The sequence below is a fragment of the Nocardioides sp. Z22_16 genome (assembly GCF_058134365.1).
This window is the reverse complement of the sequence record NZ_JBYTTI010000003.1, coordinates 415,169-430,680: the sequence shown is the minus strand read 5'-3', so window position 1 is coordinate 430,680 and position 15,512 is coordinate 415,169. Positions and strand designations below refer to the sequence as shown.

Here is a 15,512-nt window from a genome sequence, read left to right as displayed (position 1 = left end):
GATGACAGTCCAACCCGGCTACGACGCGCTGGCTGCCGAATACGACGAGGCGTTCCCGGCGGGCTACGTCTCGGCGCTCGAGCGACAGGCGACTGCCCTCTTCGCCGAGGCCGTGCTGGCGAGCGGGCCGCCCGGGACGGTGGTGGACGTCGGCTGCGGGACCGGGCACGTCACCCACGACCTGTCCGAGCGTGGACTGGACGTCGTGGGGATCGACCCGTCCGTGGGGATGCTGAGGCGGGCGCAGCGTCACTACCCTCAGCTGCGCTGGGCCCTGAGCGATGCCACCCTGGGCGACCTCCCCGACGGCCGGCCGGGCTGGGCAGGCATCGTCGCTCGGTTCAGCCTGATCCACGTCGACCCGGCGCTGGTCCCCAGCATCCTCGCCACCTGGGCGGGCCGCCTCCGGCCCGGAGCCCAGGTCATGGTGGCGTTCCAGTGCAGCGACGATCCGGCCCAGCCGGTGATCGAGTTCGACCACGCGGTCGCCCGGGCCTGGCGCTGGCACCCCGACGCGATGGCCTCCGCGCTGAGCAACGTCGGCATCCGGGAGGGCTGGCGGATCGTGGCTCAGCCGGACGGGGCGAATCGCTTCACCACGTGCCACCTCCTCGGCGGGTTCACGGGCACTCGGGAGGGCGGATCAGGCCCGGCGGTCACCCGGGTCGGGCGCTAGGGTCACCCGGCATGGATGGTCGCTCCTGGCTCGCCGGCACACTCCCGGCTCTCGACCTGGCCACCGCGTCCGTCGAGGCGGTGCGTCGGGCGGCGATCGCTGCCGGAGCGACCGGAGCCGTGGTCGACGCCCCGCTGGACCCGGAGCGGGTCGCCGGATCCTTCGGCAGCGACCGGCTGCTGCGGGTCCACGGGCGCAGGGTCGAGGGCTTCGCGCCGCTGTCGGGGTTCTTCGCCTCCGCGGACGGGTGGGTGCGCACGCACGGCAACTACCCGCACCACGCGGAGCGGCTGCGCGTCCTGCTCGGGCAGGGACCGGATGCCGGCCGTGACGAGGTGGCGGCGGCACTGGCGGAGCGCCGGGGTCAGGAGCTGGAGGACGCCGCGGCAGCCGCCGGCGCGCTCCTCGTCCGGGTCCGCACGGAGCGGGAGTGGCGGGCGAGCGAGCCCGGCCGACGAGCTGCCGAGGGCCCCCTCGTGGTGAGCCACGGCCGTGACGACGTCCGGAGCGCCACCCTGGCCGGCGGCCCTCGGCCGCTCTCCGGGGTCAAGGTCCTTGACCTGACCAGGGTGATCGCCGGTCCGGTCTGCACCCGGACCCTCGCCCTGCTGGGTGCGGACGTGCTGCGGATCGACCCCCCGCAGCTGCCGGAGATCGCCGCGCAGCACCTCGACACCGGCCAGGGCAAGCGGTCGGCGGTGCTCGACCTCCGGGTTGATCGCCCCCGCGCCCAGGAGCTGCTCGACCAGGCCGACGTCCTGGTGACCGGCTACCGGCTCGGCGCGGTCGAGGCGTTCGGGCTGGCGCCCCCGCCGGGGCTGGTGCATGCCCGGCTCAACGCCTGGGGCGACCGGGGCCCGTGGGCCGGGCGGCGCGGCTTCGACTCCATCGTCCAGGCAGCCTCCGGGATCGCGATGCTGGAGAGCGACGACGGGGAGCAACCGGGAGCGCTGCCTGCCCAGGCGCTCGATCACGCGACCGGCTACTTCCTCGCGGCGGCCACCATCCTGGCACTCGTCGACCGTGCCGCCGACGGCCACGGAAGGGACCTGTCCTCGTCTCTCGCGCGGACCGCGTCGTGGCTGCTGGACGCGCCCGGCCGCACCCCGGAGCACCCGGCGCCGGCGACCCCGAGCCCGGTGGTGACCCACGACGGGGTGACCACGGCCCGCCCCGCGGTTCCCGGTTTCGACGACTACCCGGCGCCGTCACGACCCTGGGGGCTCGACCGAGCCGTCTGGTGACCCCGGTCCCGCCGCCGTTCAAGGGCCCTGCTGTGGGCTCTGCGTCGCGCCGCTTGAACCGCGTAGCCGGCCTTGCCCCGAGACCGAGCGCCACATCGCTTAGGCGCAGCACCGCTGGCTGGAGAGGGCGAGCCGATAGGACCGGCAGGGCTCCCCTTCCGTCCCGCGACGATCGCGGCCGCTGATGCAACCACCTTCCCGCGGCGCACGTCACCATGGTTGAGGGAGCGATGCTCGACCCTCGGGAAGGATTCTTGATGACGCGCAGAGACGAGCGCAGTTTCGTGGAGTTCGTCGCCGCCCACCAGGGGCGCCTGCGACGAGCGGCCTTCCTGATCACGGGCGACTGGTCGTCGGCCGATGACGTCACCCAGGAGGCGCTGGTGCGGCTCTACGTGGCCCTGCCCCGGCTGGACCACCTGGAGAGCCTGCTCGCGTACGCGCGTCGCACCGTGGTCAACGTCGCCATCGACGCCGCGCGCAAACGGGGCACGCGTGAGCGCTACGAGTCCCAGGAACCCGTCCCGCACCCGGTGCCCGACGTCGCGGGCGCGCACGCCGAACGAACGATGATCATGGCGGCGCTCGGCTCGCTCGCCCCACGACAACGAGCCGTGGTGGTCCTGCGCTACTTCGAGGACCTCAGCGTCGAACAGACCGCCCAGGTCATGGGCTGCTCGCACGGCACCGTCAAGAGCCAGACCGCACGGGGGCTCGACACCTTGCGCCGCACTCTGGTCGAGGCAGGTTGGCACCACGAGGTGGAACTGGAAGTGAGTGAGTGATGGTCGATCTCCGCAATCTGCTGGACGACGCCAGCCGCCAGGACTGGCACGTTGTCGACCCCCGGGAGGTCGTCCTGGCTGGTCGCCGGCGTGTCCGTCGCCGTGGACTCGTACGCGGCGCCGCACTCGTCCTGGTGCTGGTCGTCTCCGCCACGGCCTTCACCCTCCGCCCCTGGGAGACGGGCGACACACGCGGGCTGGACCCGGTCGCTCCGGCCGACCCGACACCGACACCCCAGCCAGACCGGACCGCCCCCCCGATCACGGCTCCCGGCACGCAGCTGAACATCGGCGAGACCGCCACCGTCCCGGTCCAGCACGTCTCCCCTCGAGGAGGCGAGGTAGAGCTCACCGTGACCGGAGTGCGACGTGGCGACCGCAACGACATCCTGTCCCCCGGCATGGACCCCAGACAACGGTCGCGTGCGGGTCGCGGCGAGTTCTGGTACGTCGACATCACGATGACCTACCTATCGGGTCGGATCGGCGGCTACTACCTCGACCCCGACGTCGAGCCGGTGCTGCGTGGGGGGAAGAAGATCAGCAAGTGGACCATGGGGCCCGACTTCGCCCCGTGCCCGCCGCGTGGCCTTTCGGGTGCCCCCAAAGCCGGGGAGACCGTGAAAGATTGCGTGGTCTTCCAGACCAGAACCGGCGCCGACGTCGTCGGACTCCGCTGGGGCCAGTTCTCGACCAGCTACGGCCTCCCCGACGGACAACCTGTGACCTGGCGCCAGTAAAGACCGTGCGACCAGGCCGTCACCTGGGATCCGAACGCTCCGGAAGCGGTCTTGCTCTCAGGCGACTTCGGGCGCGGCGCGCTCGCTCTGCGGCCCCACCCCAGCGACCGGGACAAACGCACGGTAGTTCTGCGCTTCGACCTTGTCCTCTACGCCCTGATGACGCCACCCAATGACGAGGCTCGGATTCGTCATCCGCTGTAGTGGTTAAGGTCGTGGCAGCCGACGTAGGTGTGTTCCGGCTAGATGGAGGTACGCGCGAAGCGGCGCTCGCGTCATTCGCACCGGGAAACTCCCTATGGACCTAGCCCGTCCGCTCATCGACAGATCCGTGCGGCTCTAGGGCTGCCCCCGGCATCGATAGGGGAGTCGTGGACCGACGACTCTGTCTCAGCTGAGGTCCGTGAGGTCCAGGACCAACCGATAGCGGACGTCGTTGCGGGCGAGCCGGTCCAGCGCGATCGCGACCGCGCTCGACGGCAGCACTTCGACGTCGGCAGTGATGCCGTGTCGGCCGCAGAAGTCGAGGAGGTCCTGGGTGGCTGGTCGGCCTCCGCTGCCGGCGGACGACAGGCTCTTGCGACCGATCAGGAGCGCCGTGGTTTCGATGGTCACCGTGCCGAGGTGCCCGAGGGAGCACAGAGTGCCGTCGAGGGCGACGGCTGCAACGTAAGGCGTCAGATCGTGGGCGGCCGAGACGGTGTCGATGACCAGGTCTTGGGAGTCGGCGACCGCGGCCATCGCGGACTCGTCGGTTGAGACGACGACTTGGTGAGCGCCCAGTTCGCGCGCGTCCTCCGACTTGCTCGGCGAGGTGGTGAAGACGGTGACCTGGGCGCCGAGCGCGTGCGCGAGCTTGACCGCGAGGTGGCCCAGCCCGCCCAGACCGACCACGCCGACCCGGGTTCCCGGGCCGACCTGCCAGCGGCGCAGCGGCTCCCAGACCGTGATGCCGGCACACATCAGCGGTGCGACGGCGGCGGGGTCCAGGCCGGGCGGACGGTGGTAGACGAACCGGTCGCGCACGACGTACTCCGCGGCGTACGCGCCTTGTGTCACCGAGCCGTCGAGCCGGTCGCGTCCGCCGTAGGTGAGGGTGGGGAACTCCCGGCAGAAGTTCTCCTGGCCGGCCCGGCACATCGGGCAGGAGCCGCAGGAGTCCACGATGTTGCCGACGGCGACCGGGTCGCCGACGGCGAACGCCGTCACCGCGGCACCGACAGCGGCGACCTCCCCGACGAACTCATGACCGGGCACGACCGGGAAGGCGCTCGACTCCGAGGCCCCGAGCGCGTGCAAGTCGGAGTGGCAGACCCCGCAGTGCGTCACCCGCACCGCCACGTCGTCGGATCGCAGGTCGCGTCGCTCGATCGTCACCTGCTCGAGGCTCGCGCCGGGGGTTGCTGCCTGGTAGGCGGTGGTGCTTCGCATTTCGAGCTCCTAAAACCAACTGGTTAGTTTGTCCGGTCAACTCTAGGCGGACGGAGTTCCAATTTCCAAACAGACCGGTTGGTACTCTTGGCTCGTGAACACGCCGCGATCCTCGGGCATCTCCCTGACGAGCAAGGGTGAGGCCACCCGACAACGGATCCTCGAGGCGGCGGCCGACGAGTTCGCCCGGCACGGGATCGCCGGGGCGCGGGTCGACCGGATCGCCGCCGCCGCTGCCACGAACAAGGGCCAGCTCTACTCGTACTTCGGAAGCAAGGACCGGCTCTTCGACGCCGTCTTCGCGGCCTCGCTGGAGCGCATCATGGAGGTCGTACCGATCTCCGCCGACGACCTCGCCGATTGGGCGGTGCGGTTGTACGACGAGTACCTCGACCGCCCCGACCTGATCCGGCTCGCGACCTGGGCCCGGCTCGAACGACAACCGACGGGGCACCTCCTGGGCGACAACCGCATCGACGAGCCCAAACTCACGGCGATCGCGTCGGCACAGCGGTCGGGCGCCATCAGCGACGTCGCTGGCCGGGCCGACCCGTTCGACGTGATGGCACTGGTGATCGCGATGTCGATGGCGTGGTCGCCCGTGAGCAACGTCTACGCCGCGACCGCGGACGAGCCGGCCGCGGTCCACCAAAAGCGCCGCGATCTACTCCGCGAGACGGTACGGCGCGCCTTCGCACCACCGGGCCATTAGCTGCCGGCCGTTCCGGTACGTCGGCGAGCCGGTTGGTGCTGGCATAGGCGGCGGATAGACGCGGGCGCACGAACCGAGCGATGAGGACCCCGAGAGTCGACGCGCGAGGCGACGGGCGACCGCACCCTGTTACGCCAGTTCTTTACGAATTGCCAGACGCGCCGAAGCGCGTGCCCCTATGTTGCGGACATGTCTGACGCACCCGCCGAAGGCGACGCGCCTCGGCATGAGCCGCTGAGCATTCGTTACGCAGGTGCAGCGCTCGTGTCGAACGGCATGGACGTGCGGCTGTTGGCACCGTCATTGCTCGCGCTCGCCGATCTCTTCGTCGTCGCTCACAATCGCGTCGGGTCGCCATTCGGGTTGCCTCCCGCGCTTGAGATCACCGCGCAGCGCGACGGATCGCTGGTCGTCGACATGTGGCTTGCCTGGGCAGAGCAGCGCCAGACCCTGATCGGGATCATGTCGAGCGACGGCGCGAGCGCAGCAGCGAACACCGCCGAGTTGGCGGCAGTCGTTATTGCTGGCCTTCGCTGGGTCGTCAAACGGGATCAAGTTGGCGGCGAGCAATCCGTGGAGCCGATCGCGCCGGATCAGATTCGCGTGAAGTGGGCCGACGGCACAGAGATCGAAGCACCAGTTCAAGCTCAACAGCTCATCGAAAGCATGGACTTCCGCCGTATCTCTGGCCGCGTCTTCGAACCGCTGCGCCAGCAGGGCGTCGATGAGATCGATCTGCGGTCCCAGAACCGACACGCGATCATCCGCCGCGAAGACCTGCGAGCGTTCAACGCGCCGCCTGAGGATCCGAACCTCATCAGCGACAACACGCGTGTTGTGACCATCCGTATCGAGACACTCGGGATGAACCCCGGCAATAAGTGGCGTGTCAACGACGGGTCCGGCAGCGTGTGGGTGAGCGTCAACGACCTCGGCTTCGTCGACAAGATGGGGTCGGGTGAAGAGCGGTTCGCGCCGTCCGATGTGCTCGTCGTCGAAATGCGTGATCGTCAGTTCCGCGATGGCGGCAGCGGCTTCGTGATGGAGCGCTCCATAGAGCGGGTTCTCGAGCACCGCATCACGCCGCCGCCAGATGAACTTCCGTTCGACGACAGCTAATGCCTTCAACACTCAGTAGTGGCAGCTGCTTGCCTCGTCCACCCTCGTCTGTTGGGGATACGCCGCGGAAGGACGGGCGGCTGGGGTCGGGCTGTCGGTGCGGACCCCTAGACTTGGTGTAGACCTCGTTGGTTGAGGTGCGCCAGTGCTGGAGGGTGCAACCCCTTCAGTTCGTAGCGGGAGTGCTAGTCGTTGTACTGCTCTCAGCGGTTCGTCTTCTATCAGAGCGTCCAGGGCGCTCTAGGAAGGAGAAGCCGATGAACAGAGGCAAGCACAGAGGTTCAACCAGCAAGAACTACCCCGAGGCACCACATCAACGTCACTATCTCCAGCACATGCTCGAGACAGTTTGGACGGCCGCGGCGGGAGCAGCAGGCGGGCACTGGCTCTCCTGAACCAACGAGGTTTGTCAGAGACGTGTCCACGACCATGCGACGCGCTGAGCCTTCTTCAGCAGTTCAGCCCACGTTGACGTACACGCGGACGATCCTGCCGTCGTGCTTCTCGCCATAGATGGGATAGATCCCGTCGCCCCAGGCTGTGCTGAACACGACTCCCGCCCCCGGGTGACCCTTGCTGTAGACGAGTTCGCCGTGTCCGGTGGTCAATGTCGCCTGACAGGCTCCGTTGTACGAGTATGGGAAGGCCTCCGGCGTGGGGGGCGGCGGCAGTTGGACCAACCGGCCCGACTCGATGAGAGCGTTGGGGGTCTCGCCGTAGCCCTGCAGGGACTCGTTGAAACGCTGGAAGTGCTCGCCCCACTTCACGATCGAGCCCGTCTCGCTGTCTCGGTAGACGCGGTTGCCCTGGTACGGCTCGTCCTGCCACTCGCTGTCGATGTAGCACGGGTCCGTGATCAAGAGCTGGCCGCTGTCAACGCCCACATTGCCAAGGTGCTCCACCGCGATCTCGACCACCTGCTCGTCGTCGTCGCCCTCGTCGCCCTCGTCGCCATGCTCGTCCACCCATCGCAGGTACGCGTGGTAGTCCGGGTCGCCCGGCTGCGGCGGCTCGGATTCCATTGCCAACATCTCGCGGAAGCCCTCCGTCTGGTCGAGGCTGCGTCGGAGGACGGCGACCTCCTGTTCGACTCGCTCCAACTCCTGCGAGCCTTGGTCCTTGTCCGCCCTTAACTTCTCGATCTCGCTCTCGCGGATCGAGATGCGTTCGGCCAGCACCTGCTCAACGACCTCCGGGCTGCGCTTCTCCAAGTCGGTGATCCTGTCCTTCAGGATGTCCACCTGCTTGTTGGCCAAATCGACCTCGGCCTGCTTGGAGTTGACCGCGGACTTGAGGTTCTCAAAGTACATCTTCCAGACCACGCCGCCGCCGACCACCGCAGCGGCGTTCAGTCCCAGCTGCAACCACTCCGCCGCCGTCTCCACCGCTGCCACTGCTCGCTCTCCCCTCGCGCGTTCGAGCCCGCCACGCGGGTGGGGGCAGCGTAGTGGCCGCCGCACTTCGGGGCCTGGCAAGTTGTCCCGGTGTGGGATCCGCGCCCGAACGAGTTCCCACTTCCGCGCTAAACCCGGGACAGGTCTCAGGAAAGCAGTGGTGGTGCGTCACAGTGGGCGAAGTGCAGCACCTGAACAGCTGGCAGGCTGCCCGCCGCCGCTGCCTGATCCTCGGGAAAAGACACTCAACACAACGCCACTGACGCTGGACGCACCCGTCCAGCCACCCTGTCGACCTACCCGCCCCGAGAATCGCCGCCCGCTCCCCCAGCGGCCGGCTTCAGCTCCTGAGCCAGCATCACGATGATCCCGCTGGGCCCACGGACATAGGTGAGCCTGTAGACGTCCTCGTACGTCGCCACACCGCGCAGCGGGCGGCAGCCGTGCCTCGCGGCGATCTCGAGCGCGGCGTCGAGGTCGTCGACCGAGAAGGCCACCCGGTGCATGCCGATCTCGTTGGGCTGGGTGGGCTCGGTCTCGATCGCCTCGGGATGGAGGTACTCGAAGAGCTCGAGCCGCCCGTGGCCGTCCGGCGTCTGGAGCATGGCGATCTTGGCGTGGTTGCCGTCGAGGCCGACGGCCGTCTCCGTCCACTCCCCGCTGACCTCGGCGCGTCCAAGGACGGTGAGCCCCAGGTCGGTGAAGAAGGCGATGGTGGCTTCGAGGTCGCGGACGGCGATCCCGACGTTCTCGAGCTTGATATCCATGCCTGGCACGCTAAGGGAGCCGCTGACGCAGTCAAGGTCTGCCCGCGCCCAAACCCGTGGCAGGGACGTGGAGACGCGTGCCAGACTGACCGGCTCCTGGGGAAGGGAGTCACCATGCACGCCACTCGCATCGGCGCGGTCTACGCCGCCCAAGATCCTTCGGGCGCCGGCGCCTGGTTCGCCGAGCACCTCGGCTTCCGGGTGCTGGTGGACCTGGGCTGGTATGCCAGCACGCAGCACCCCGATCACCCCGAGCTCAGCGTCGACTTCGTGCAGCAGGACCACGACACATGGGTCGAGCCCACCCCCCGCGTCCACGGGGCCATGCTGGCCCTGGTGGTGCCGGACGTCGACGCGGAGCACGAGCGACTGGTCGCCGCCGGCGCCACGATGATCAAGCCGCTCGTCACCGAGCCGTGGGGCCAGCGGCGGCTGCAGGTCACCGGGCCGGAGGGGATCGTCGTCGAGATCCTCCAGGTCGTCGACCCGGACCCGGCGTGGCTGGCTGCACAGGGCCCGTCCAGTCAGTCCTAGCCCTCCGAGGTGCGAGGTGATGAACGGACCTGCGGCGGCGACGTGCCTGTCCGGGCCGCGCCGCGCCCAGCAGGTCGGCGCTCACAGCAGCACCGTCTGACCGCGCTGCACGGTCTGCACCCGCTCGCCCCACCCCGACTGCCGCGCCCGGCGCTCGAAGTCGACCAGTGGCGAGCGGAAGACCCGGTAGTCGTCGTGGTGCACCGGGATCGCCCTCTTCGGCTGCACCCGCTCCAGGAAGTCGACCCCCTGCGCGTCGTCCATCGTCACGGTGTGGAAGAGCACCCGGGTGCCCCCCAGGTGGACGACCGCGACGTCGATCTCCGGGTGACGCCGGGCGATCTCGTCGAGGTGGTCGCCGGTCAGCGTGTCGCCGCTCAGGTAGACCCGCCGCGTCACCTGACCCGCGGCCCGATGGGTCAGCAGGCTGCCCATCACGGGTGGCAGCAGGACGCCCATCAGCCCGCGGGCGTGGATGCCGGGCAGCGACTCGACGGTCAGCGACTCCTCGCCCGTCTCCCCCGTCTTGGCCAGCACCTCCTGCTGCCAGGTCTTCAGTCCGTGGGCCTCGAACTCCCAGCGGCGGAGCGTGGCGGCCGCCTTGGTGGTGGTGAACACCGGCTGCTCGCGGGGCAGCTCGCGGCGGGCGATGCGGTCGAAGTGGTCGCCGTGCAGGTGGGAGAGGACGATCGCGTCCAGCGGCGGTAGGTCGGCCGGCTGCATCGACGGCTCGGTGAGCCGCTTGCTCCACAGCCCCTTCCCCAGGTAGGCCCGCTGGCCGCGGTGCAGGAAGTTGGGGTCCGTCAGCAGCGTGAAGGAGCCCAGCCTGAGCAGGGTCGTGGCGGTGCCGAGGAAGGTCAGGGAGTCCACCCGTCGGCGGTACCCACCCCCGAACGCCGGCAACCCGCGCCGCCGGCTCGCCCGGGTCAGCCCAGCCGCACCGGCAGCCGGTCGTAGCCGCGCAGGATCCGGGTGGTCCGGCGTACGGCGCCGGGCGCGGGCCGCAGGTCGGGGAACCGGTCGAAGAGGGCCCGCAGGCCCACCTCACCCTCCATCCGCGCCAGCGAGGCCCCCAGGCAGTGGTGGCGGCCCGCGGAGAAGGCCAGGTGGTCCCGGGCGTTGGCGCGGGTCACGTCGAAACGGGCGGGGTCGGTGAAGACCGCCGGGTCCCGGTTGGCGCCGCCGAGGAGGGTGGCGACCAGGGTGCCCGGGGCGACGCGGGTGCCCGCGACCTCCGTCTCCTCCCGGCAGGTCCGGGCCGTCAGCAGCACCGGCGGGTCGACCCGCAGCGCCTCCTCCACGGCGTTGGTCCACCGCGTGGGGTCCTGGCGCAGCAGCTCGGCCTGGCGCCGGCCGTCGGCGTCCTGGCTGAGCAGCACCACCGCGTTGCCGAGCAGGTTGACCGTCGTCTCGAACCCGGCGGCGAGCACCAGTCCGGCGGTCGCCTTGAGCTCCTTCTCGTCCAGCCCGACGCCGTCCTCCTGGGCCCGGACCAGCTGGCTCATCAGGTCGTCGCCGGGGCGGGAGCGCAGCCGGGCCAGGTGGTCGGTGAGCCAGCCGTCGAACTCGGCCAGCGCCGCGTCGACCTGACGGTACTCGGCCCACGGCAGACCCATGTCGAGGCTGGCGGCGGCGGCAGAGCCCATCTGGAGCACGTGCTGCTGCTGGTGCTCCGGGACGCCGAGGACCTCGCAGATCACCGCGACGGGCAGCGGCGCGCAGTAGGCCTCGACCAGGTCGACCGGCCCGTCCGCGGCGCGCGCGGCCAGCCGGTCGAGGAGGTCGGCGGCGATCTCCTCGGTGCGCTCGCGCAGCTTCTCGACCGCACGGGCGGTGAAGACGCGGGTGACCAGGCGCCGGTAGCGGGTGTGGTCGGGCGGCTCGGTGGCCAGCAGCGACGGCGGGCGGACCGGGTGGATCGTCGGCGGGGCCGACAGGTCGAGCAGCTTGATCAGCAGCGGCTGGGGCGGCCCGGGGAGCCCGGCGCCGAAGGCTCCGCTGGTGAGCACCTCCTTGACCACCGCGTGGTGGGCGGTGATCCGGCCGAAGGCGGTCGCCGGCAGCGGACCGCGGGCGCGCACCTGCTCGATCACCTCCCACGCCACCTGCGGGTCGGGCTGCGAGGTGGCGCGCACCAGCAGGCCCTGCAGGTCGCCGCGGCGGGCGGCGGTGCGCAGCGCCAGCCGGGGCAGACCGTGGGAGACACCCCAGTGCAGACCCTGGGCCGGCACGCGGGGCAGCCGGAGCGTGGGCCCGGAGGGGCCGACGGCCGGAGCGGAGGGGTCGCGGGTGGTGGACACCTCGCCATCCTGCCCCCGGTCAGCGGTCCCTGGCCACCTGCCATCCCAGCGCGGCGACCGCCGGCACCAGCACCCACGGCTCACCGAGCAGGACGAGCGCCAGCCCGAGCACCAGCGCGAGGTCCGGGCCGTGCAGCAGGGCGTGGATCAGCCCGGTGGGCAGCGCCCCGGCCGGGGTGGTCACCACCGCGCCGAGCTCCAGGGGCACCGGGTCGGCGGCGCGCATCGTGGCCGCGAGGCCGGCGACGGCCAGGTGGATCCCGCCCCACCAGGGGCCGTCCACCAGGACCACGGCCGGGACGGCGACCAGCGCGCACGCCAGCGTCGGAGGGAGGGTGAGCGCCGCCGTCACCTGCCACGAGGCGGCCCGCACCGAGCGGCGCAGGCCGGCCGAGCCGAGCCAGGTGCGCAGGCCCTGACCGGCCTGGCGCCCCGCCCAGGCGACGACCATCGAGCCGGACAGGATCGCCGCGCCGTAGCCGAACCCCTCCCCGGCGACCAGCACCGCGGGCAGCGCCAGGAAGGTGAGGGCGACCGACCGCCACCGGCGGCGCAGCTGCCGCACGTCGGCGACCAGGAAGGCGACCGCGCCGCGCCCCCGCAGCGGCCGGGAGCGGTGCCGCCCGCGCCGCTGGTCGGAGCGGCGCCGCTGGAGGCCGCTGAGCAGCGCGGCGTCCATCATCAGGGCGGAGCCGGCCACGGCGTCGACCACCTCGCGGCCGCGGGCCAGCTGGGCGTCGGAGAGCTCGGCGAGCCGGCCCGAGGCGCGGAGCAGGACGGGCAGCGTCACCACCAGCACCACGGCGAGCGCCGCGGCCACCCCCCACGCGACCGCGAGCACCCCGTCGTCGGGAGCGCCGGGCAGGCCCGGAAGCCCTTCGCCGCCCAGCAGCACCCAGCTCAGCAGGCCCACCCCCACCAGGCCCAGCGACGCGGCCACCCGGGTGCCCGGCGCCACTCCCCGCGGCGCGTCCGCCTGGGACAGCAGCAGCGCCACCGGGACGAGGGAGCCGACCACGGCGCCCAGCGCGGCGCCGACGGTGAGCGTGGCGGGCTCGAGTCCCCCGCCCTCGGCCGCCATCGCGGCGAGCAGGCCCACGACCACCCCGCCGAGGGCCGAGCCGGCGACCGCCCCGCCGAAGGGGCCGCGCAGCAGCACCGCCCGGTCGGCCGTCGTGGAGAGCAGCCACCGCGCCACCGCCCGGTCGGCCGAGACGGGGCCGACCTGACCCACGGCCCCCAGCAGCACCCCCAGGCCCAGGCAGCCGACCGCCACGGCGGCGTACGTCGGGTGCTCCTGCAGCACGCAGCCCGTCGCCTGGCAGGTGCGTCCGGCGAAGGTCTCGCGGGCGAAGGAGAGGATCCAGACCGTGATCAGGGCGATGCTGAAGACCCACACGTAGAGGTCGCTGAACCGCTCGGCCGTGTCGTGGGCGCGCGAGCGGGCCCGCGCCAGCTCACGAGCCACCTCGCGGGCCGCGACGTCGTCGCCACCGCGGTCGGCGGTGGCGGCCCCGTGTGCGCTCACCCGGCGTCCAGGCCCGCGTCGCTGGCGTCGCTGGCGTCTCTGGCGTCCACCGAGACGACCCGGGCGCCCGCCGCCGCGACCAGCTCCTCCGAGTGGCAGGCCATCAGCACCGAGCGCCCCTGGTCGGCCTGCTCCGCGAGCCAGCGCCCCAGCCACGCGCGGCCCTCGGTGTCGAGCCGCTGCTCGGGCTCGTCGACCAGCAGCAGCCGCCACGGCCGGACCAGCGCGACGGCCAGGGAAAGGCGCTGCCGCTGGCCCGAGCTGAGGGTGCCCGGCACCTGGTCGGCCACCGCGGCCAGCCCGACCTCGGCCAGCGCCTCACCGGCCACCACCGTCGGGTCGACCACGCTGTCGGCGCGGGCCAGCAGGTCGAGGTGCTCCAGCACGGTGAGGTCGGGGAACCAGGCGTTGTCGTCGAGCAGCGCCAGCACGTCGCCGCGCACTTCGGCGTCGCGGGTGTCCAGGGGCTTGTCGTCGAGGAGCACCTCACCGGCGTCGAGCTGCTCGATCCCCACCACGCAGCGCATCACCGTGGTCTTTCCCGCCCCGTTGGGGCCGACCAGGGCCACCACCTCGCCGGGCTCGACGTCGAGGTCGAACCCGTCGACCACCACGCGCCCGCCAAACTCCTTCGTCAACCCCCGCAGACTCAGCACGCGGGTGATCCTAGGGGTACGCCCCCTTTCCGGCCGTTTTGCTCGGAGGGTCCTGGGGAGAGAAAATCTGGGACTTTCGTCTATTTTCGAACACATGTCCGGACTCTGGGATGGGCGGCTCGAGGGGGGCGACTTGTCGGTGGCGGACGGTTGACTCGGTGGTGTCGCGAGGCAATCGGGCTCCGCGACGAACGTCGGGGCGGAGGTCCGCATGTGCCAGCACGGCGTCCATCAACACGGGGTCGACCAACACGGTGTCGACCAGCACCCGATCACGCGTGCGGTGGGGCTGATCGCGAGTGCTCTCGACCTCGCCAAGGAGGCGGACCCGCGCTACCTCTCCGGGCAGGCGCAGCGCGAGGCGCTCCTCGAGCTCTCCCATCTCGGCGACCGGGTCGAGTCGTTGCGGATGCGGCTGCTCCGGTCCGCGGGCGGTCCGGGAGGGGTCGCCGAGGACGACGGTGCCAGGTCGGCCGCCGACTGGTTGGCCGCCCGGACCCGTTCCGGCTTCGGCCCGGCTCGGGCGGCCGAGCGACTGGCCGAGGCGGTCGACGCGCGGTGGCCACGGGTGGGCGCGGCACTCGAGGACGGCTCGGTCAACCTCCTCCAGGCCCGGGTTGTCGTGAAGGCCCTCGACGCGCTGGTCTGCGACCCGCTGCCGGGAGAGGAGGTGCCCGCGGAGGTGCTGGACCGAGCCGAGGCCCAGCTGGTCGCGGACGCGGCGAGGTTCGGTCCTGCCCAGCTCGCCGCACTGGGCGCCAAGATCCTCCAGGTCGTGGCGCCCGAGACCTACGACGAGCACGAGCGGAAGCTCCTCGAACGCGCCGAGCGCCGGGCGAACGCCGCGACCAGGCTGACCCTGCACCGGCGTGGCGACGGCTCGACGGACGTCAAGGGTCGGATCCCCGACCATGTCGCTGCGAGGTTCCGGACCTTCCTCGACTCCTGGACCTCGCCCAAGCAGGACGACGGCAGGGCCACCGGTGCGGCCACCGGGCTGGCGGCGTTCGGGCACCGGGACCCGTCCACTGGCGAGCGGCTGCCGCAGGACCGGTTGCACGGGATGGCGTTCTGCGCGTTCCTCGAGGCCGCCGACCCCGCCCGGATGCCCAGGCACGGCGGCTCCGCCACCCGCATCCTGGTGACGATCGGTCTCGAGGCGCTGCGCACGGGCCTCGGCACCGGGTCGATCCTCAGCAACGGCGACGACGTCACCACCATCTCCGCGGCCCAGGCCAGGCGGATGGCGTGCCAGGCCACGCTGATCCCGGCCGTGCTCGGTACCGACTCGGTCCCGCTCGACCTGGGGCGGGCGTCGAGACTCTTCACCCCGCAGCAACGAGACGCCAGGACGCTCACCCAACGCACCTGCGGGGCGGAGGGATGCACGATCCCGTCCGCCTGGTGCGAGGCCCATCACGCTCGGGACCCCTGGGGCGTCGGGGGCACCTCGGACCTGGCCGACCTGGAGTTCCTCTGGTCGTGGCACCACCACCGGGCGCACGACCCCGGCTACGCGACGACGAGGATGCCGAACGGCGACGTCCGGTTCCGCAGGAGGCGGTGAGCGTGCGCCCGCGTGGCATGCTCACATGCCGTGACCCCCGCAGCCGGGCCGAAGCCCGC

The 15,512-nt window shown here is 71.5% G+C and carries 15 protein-coding genes; 8 read left to right on the top strand and 7 right to left on the bottom strand.

What is annotated here, in order from left to right:
• Position 1: 1 nt before the first annotated feature.
• The 4 genes from AC3X7R_RS10475 (at position 2) to AC3X7R_RS10460 (ending at position 3,445) form a co-directional block, all read left to right on the top strand.
• Positions 2-676, top strand: a complete 675-nt coding sequence (locus tag AC3X7R_RS10475; RefSeq protein WP_489965580.1) for a class I SAM-dependent methyltransferase — start codon at positions 2-4, stop codon at positions 674-676.
• Between the two features lie 11 nt (positions 677-687).
• Positions 688-1,920 carry a CoA transferase gene (locus AC3X7R_RS10470; RefSeq protein WP_489965579.1) on the top strand — a complete coding sequence of 411 codons (1,233 nt, stop codon included), beginning with the start codon at positions 688-690 and terminating at the stop codon, positions 1,918-1,920.
• Positions 1,921-2,135: 215 nt separating this feature from the next.
• Positions 2,136-2,705 (top strand): SigE family RNA polymerase sigma factor, encoded by a 570-nt coding sequence (locus AC3X7R_RS10465; RefSeq protein WP_489965578.1) that lies wholly within the window; start codon positions 2,136-2,138, stop codon positions 2,703-2,705.
• Positions 2,705-3,445 (top strand): hypothetical protein, encoded by a 741-nt coding sequence (locus AC3X7R_RS10460; protein ID WP_489965577.1) that lies wholly within the window; start codon positions 2,705-2,707, stop codon positions 3,443-3,445. The genes AC3X7R_RS10465 and AC3X7R_RS10460 overlap by 1 nt, the downstream gene beginning before the upstream one ends.
• A 390-nt stretch (positions 3,446-3,835) precedes the next feature.
• On the opposite strand, the gene AC3X7R_RS10455 is transcribed toward AC3X7R_RS10460, so the two are convergent.
• Complete coding sequence (locus AC3X7R_RS10455) at positions 3,836-4,876, bottom strand: NAD(P)-dependent alcohol dehydrogenase (RefSeq protein WP_489965576.1); 1,041 nt, start codon at positions 4,874-4,876, stop codon at positions 3,836-3,838.
• Between the two features lie 94 nt (positions 4,877-4,970).
• Here AC3X7R_RS10455 and AC3X7R_RS10450 point away from each other — a divergent pair, with 94 nt between their 5' ends.
• Both AC3X7R_RS10450 and AC3X7R_RS10445 read left to right on the top strand, forming a co-directional pair.
• The gene (locus AC3X7R_RS10450) at positions 4,971-5,588 is read left to right on the top strand and encodes a TetR family transcriptional regulator (protein ID WP_489965575.1); all 618 of its coding nucleotides are present in this window, start codon (positions 4,971-4,973) and stop codon (positions 5,586-5,588) included.
• Positions 5,589-5,777: 189 nt separating this feature from the next.
• Positions 5,778-6,707 carry an LAPAL motif-containing putative phage structural protein gene (locus AC3X7R_RS10445; RefSeq protein ID WP_489965574.1) on the top strand — a complete coding sequence of 310 codons (930 nt, stop codon included), beginning with the start codon at positions 5,778-5,780 and terminating at the stop codon, positions 6,705-6,707.
• Between the two features lie 458 nt (positions 6,708-7,165).
• Here AC3X7R_RS10445 and AC3X7R_RS10440 read toward each other — a convergent pair whose 3' ends face one another.
• Together AC3X7R_RS10440 and AC3X7R_RS10435 are read right to left on the bottom strand one after the other, a co-directional pair.
• Complete coding sequence (locus AC3X7R_RS10440) at positions 7,166-8,101, bottom strand: hypothetical protein (RefSeq protein WP_489965573.1); 936 nt, start codon at positions 8,099-8,101, stop codon at positions 7,166-7,168.
• Positions 8,102-8,397: 296 nt separating this feature from the next.
• Complete coding sequence (locus tag AC3X7R_RS10435; protein ID WP_489965572.1) at positions 8,398-8,868, bottom strand: VOC family protein; 471 nt, start codon at positions 8,866-8,868, stop codon at positions 8,398-8,400.
• A 114-nt stretch (positions 8,869-8,982) separates the two neighbouring features.
• Here AC3X7R_RS10435 and AC3X7R_RS10430 point away from each other — a divergent pair, with 114 nt between their 5' ends.
• Complete coding sequence (locus AC3X7R_RS10430) at positions 8,983-9,402, top strand: VOC family protein (protein WP_489965571.1); 420 nt, start codon at positions 8,983-8,985, stop codon at positions 9,400-9,402.
• 81 nt (positions 9,403-9,483) lie between these two features.
• On the opposite strand, the gene AC3X7R_RS10425 is transcribed toward AC3X7R_RS10430, so the two are convergent.
• From AC3X7R_RS10425 to AC3X7R_RS10410, 4 genes are read right to left on the bottom strand one after another with little or no spacing between them, the layout of a single operon-like run.
• A complete protein-coding gene (locus tag AC3X7R_RS10425; protein WP_489965570.1) occupies positions 9,484-10,272 on the bottom strand; it encodes an MBL fold metallo-hydrolase in 789 nt (262 codons plus the stop codon).
• A gap of 56 nt (positions 10,273-10,328) precedes the next feature.
• Positions 10,329-11,702 carry a cytochrome P450 gene (locus AC3X7R_RS10420; RefSeq protein WP_489965569.1) on the bottom strand — a complete coding sequence of 458 codons (1,374 nt, stop codon included), beginning with the start codon at positions 11,700-11,702 and terminating at the stop codon, positions 10,329-10,331.
• Between the two features lie 19 nt (positions 11,703-11,721).
• Entirely contained in the window at positions 11,722-13,230 is a 1,509-nt protein-coding gene (locus AC3X7R_RS10415; RefSeq protein WP_489965568.1) for a DUF6297 family protein, read from the bottom strand.
• Positions 13,227-13,886 (bottom strand): ABC transporter ATP-binding protein, encoded by a 660-nt coding sequence (locus AC3X7R_RS10410; protein ID WP_489965567.1) that lies wholly within the window; start codon positions 13,884-13,886, stop codon positions 13,227-13,229. Before AC3X7R_RS10410 ends, AC3X7R_RS10415 begins: the two co-directional genes overlap by 4 nt.
• Positions 13,887-14,097: 211 nt before the next feature.
• Between AC3X7R_RS10410 and AC3X7R_RS10405 the strand changes: the two genes are divergently transcribed.
• Positions 14,098-15,453 carry a DUF222 domain-containing protein gene (locus AC3X7R_RS10405; RefSeq protein ID WP_489965566.1) on the top strand — a complete coding sequence of 452 codons (1,356 nt, stop codon included), beginning with the start codon at positions 14,098-14,100 and terminating at the stop codon, positions 15,451-15,453.
• Positions 15,454-15,512 lie beyond the last annotated feature (59 nt).

Bases quoted from the DNA above. Each gene is read 5' to 3' on its own strand.
- AC3X7R_RS10475 (WP_489965580.1), top strand. From the start codon at position 2: ATGACAGTCCAACCCGGCTACGACGCGCTGGCTGCCGAATACGACGAG.
- AC3X7R_RS10470 (WP_489965579.1), top strand. From the start codon at position 688: ATGGATGGTCGCTCCTGGCTCGCCGGCACACTCCCGGCTCTCGACCTG.
- AC3X7R_RS10465 (WP_489965578.1), top strand. From the start codon at position 2,136: ATGGTTGAGGGAGCGATGCTCGACCCTCGGGAAGGATTCTTGATGACG.
- AC3X7R_RS10460 (WP_489965577.1), top strand. From the start codon at position 2,705: ATGGTCGATCTCCGCAATCTGCTGGACGACGCCAGCCGCCAGGACTGG.
- AC3X7R_RS10455 (WP_489965576.1), bottom strand. From the start codon at position 4,876: ATGCGAAGCACCACCGCCTACCAGGCAGCAACCCCCGGCGCGAGCCTC.
- AC3X7R_RS10445 (WP_489965574.1), top strand. From the start codon at position 5,778: ATGTCTGACGCACCCGCCGAAGGCGACGCGCCTCGGCATGAGCCGCTG.
- AC3X7R_RS10435 (WP_489965572.1), bottom strand. From the start codon at position 8,868: ATGGATATCAAGCTCGAGAACGTCGGGATCGCCGTCCGCGACCTCGAA.
- AC3X7R_RS10430 (WP_489965571.1), top strand. From the start codon at position 8,983: ATGCACGCCACTCGCATCGGCGCGGTCTACGCCGCCCAAGATCCTTCG.
- AC3X7R_RS10405 (WP_489965566.1), top strand. From the start codon at position 14,098: ATGTGCCAGCACGGCGTCCATCAACACGGGGTCGACCAACACGGTGTC.